3 protein-coding genes are annotated in these 2,892 nt (G+C 78.6%); all 3 read right to left on the reverse strand.

The window, feature by feature from the left end; translation table 11 throughout:
* On the reverse strand, positions 1-1,022 hold a 1,022-nt coding region (locus ACTUAL_RS30240; RefSeq protein ID WP_440902623.1), incomplete at its 3' end, for a hypothetical protein.
* The gene (locus ACTUAL_RS30245; RefSeq protein ID WP_440902624.1) at positions 1,019-2,413 is read right to left on the reverse strand and encodes a VWA domain-containing protein; all 1,395 of its coding nucleotides are present in this window, start codon (positions 2,411-2,413) and stop codon (positions 1,019-1,021) included. The genes ACTUAL_RS30245 and ACTUAL_RS30240, both read right to left, overlap by 4 nt.
* A gap of 53 nt (positions 2,414-2,466) precedes the next feature.
* Positions 2,467-2,892 (reverse strand): tetratricopeptide repeat protein (locus ACTUAL_RS30250; protein WP_440902625.1); only part of this gene is annotated, 426 nt, incomplete at its 5' end.

Here is a 2,892-nt window from a genome sequence, read left to right on the forward strand (position 1 = left end):
TCGGCCAGCTCGGTGCGGGCGTCGAGGGCCCGGTCGGTGAGGACCGGGACGGTCGCGAGGGTGGCCGCGCCCGCGGGCAGGTCGGCCGCGTCGACCTCGGCGACGGTGGGCCCGCACGCGTCGGGGCAGTCCGGGCCGAGCATCCCCAGCAGCCCCGTCCTGGCCAGCTCGGTCGCCTGGTCGGTGCGGCCCTGCCACCCCTCGGCGACCGCGACCACCTCGGCCGCCGCCGCCTCCACCCGCGCCTGGGTGCGCGCGCCCCACAGCGCCACCCCGGCGAGGGCGGCGACGAGGGCGGTGGCGGCGAGCAGCGGCGGGTTCCAGGTGCGCCGGAACCGGCGGGACAGCCGCACCTGCGCCACCACCAGCAGCGCGGCCAGCGCGAGCAGCGGCAGCAGCCAGCCGAGCGTGCTCGCGGCGGTGGTCGTGGTGCCCGCGAGCAGGTCGTCGAGCGCGGCGCGCTGGTCGGCCAGCAGCTCGTCGAGGTGCCCGAGCACCCCGGAGCCGGGGGTGGTGAGCACGCGCGAGGCGTACCAGAGGTCGGTGGCGCCGAGCAGCCCGTCCGGGGCCCGGTGCAGGTGCGCGCCCGCCTGGCCGATCCACCCGGCGTAGGCGGAGATCAGCTCCACGGAGAGCTGGACGCGCGCGCTGGCCGAGGGCCCGGCGACGTTGTCCTCGGCGACCTGGTTGAGGTACTGCCCGGCCAGCGCGAGGCGCTTCTCGTACTCCTCCCCCGGTCCGGTCAGCAGGCCCAGCCCCGGCGTGGCCCTCGCCCGCGCGATCGAGTCGAGCGCGGTGACGGCCTCGACGTGGGCGTCGGCGAGCGCGTGCCGCGCGGCGGCGGCCTGGAGCACGGCGGGGGCGGCGTGCTCGCGCACCGAGGCGGCGGTGGTGGTGACGCCGGTGAACGAGGCGGTCACCGCGCCGCAGGCCAGCGCGGACAGCAGCAGGAGCGCGGCGCGCAGGCGCAGCAGGCTCCGGCGGGTGCCCGCGGTTCCCCGGTCCGCTCCTGCCCCGATCACCGCTCCACCCCCTCGAACGGGTGACGGCAGCGCGGGCAGAACCGGCTCCCGGCCCCGGAGACCCGCCCGCACTCCGGGCACCGCACGTCCGGCCCGCCGGGCGGCGCGGGTTCCCGCTCGGGCGCCCCCGGCGCCCACGTGGACCGCGTCGAGCTGAGCGCCGCGATGTGCATGTCCTTCACCGCGAGGTCCGCCCGCACCCGCACCACCCCGTCCTCCGGCGCGCCCACCACGTCCACCAGCCACCGCAACCGCCGCAGCGACGCCTCGTTCCCCAGCCGCGCCGCGAGCGCCACCGCCCGCCCCCAGGCGGCCTCGGCCCCGCGCCCGTCGCCCGCGTCGTGGGCCTCGCAGCCGGCCAGGATCAGCTCCCCCAGCTCGGTCTCCCTGGTGTAGTGCGCGACCTGCCCGTCCAGCACCCCGGACCGCAGCGGGTCGTCCGTGGACCGCGCGAGCACCGCCGCCGGTTCCGCGAGCGGCTGCCCGGCGGCGTCGACCAGGTCCACCCGCGCGGCCTGCCTGCGCTCCCCCACCGCGAACCCGTCCAGGTCCACCCGCAGCGTCAGCAGGAACGCCCGCCGCTCGTCGCCCCACGTGCCGGTCCCGAACCGGGTCGCCCGCTCCCCCTCCGGCCTGCCCACCAGGTCGACCTCGGCCGGGTCGACCTGCCTGGCGCGCAGCAGCGTCGCGTGCGGGGCCAGGCGCACCCGCAGCCCGAGGTCGGCGACGACCTTGCCCATCGCGGCGTCCATCAGCCGCCGGAAGTCGGCGGGCAGCTCGCCGGGGTCGCGCACCGCGTCGACGTCCCCGTGCAGCGCCTCGGCGACGTGCCGCAGCTCGTCCGGGGCCCACCCGTCCCCGATGCCGCGCGCGTCGCAGGTGAACCGGCCCGCGCAGCGGGCGAGCACGGCGTCGAGGCGGGCGCGCGGCTCGCCGTTCATGCCGTCGGTGAGCAGGATGGCGTGCCGCACCGCGTCCGGGTGCTCGTCGAACAGGTCCGAGGCCAGCTCCAACCAGGACCCCATGGCCGTGCCGCCGCCCGCGACGAGCCTGCGCGCGGCGGCCTTGGCCTCGGCGCGGGTGCGGTCGTCGGCGGGCACGAGCGCGCGGTCCGGCGGGTACACCATCCGGGCGACGTGCGTGCCCTCCACGACGGCGAACCGCACCCCGTCGCGCAGCGCGTCGACGGCGGCCAGGGTGGCCTGCCGGGCGGCGGCGATCTTGGTGCGCGGGTGGGCCATGGACCCGGAGCAGTCGACGGCGAGCACCTCGGCGAGCTCGGGGGCGGAGGTGGCGCGCAGGTCGGAGGCGATCACGGAGACGACGGCGTCGACCTGGCCGTCGTCGGGTGAGACGTGCTCGTTCTGGCTGACGGCGAGACGGAACCCCACGCGCTTCTCCCCTCGGTGCCCCGGTGCCGGTTCCCCGGTGCTGGGTCTGCGGTTCAGGTGGTGGTGCGAGGTCGGACGTCGTTGGCGAGGTCGACGAGGACCCCGTGCTCGGCGGCGGTGCGGGCCTGCCTGGCGAGGTCGCGGTAAGCCCGCTCGCGGTCGGCGCTTCCCCCGGACGGGTCCACCCGGTCGAGGACGTGGGCGGCGAGCCGGTCACGCGCGTCCCCGTCCAGGGCGAGCGCGGCCAGCGCGCGCAGGGCCTGGTCCCCGCGCCCGGCGCCCGCGAGCACCTTGACGGCGGCGACGGCGGCGGCCTCCCGGTGCCGGGACACCTCGGGGACCTGGGCGAGCACGTCGAGCGCCCCGTCGGGGTCGCCGCCCGCGAGCCGGACCCGAGCCAACCCGAACGCGGCGCTGCCCTGCGAGCGGTCCCGCGCCCACACCGACCGGTACCTCCGCTCGGCCTCCGCCGCGTCGCC

The sequence above is a fragment of the Actinosynnema sp. genome (assembly GCF_052038725.1).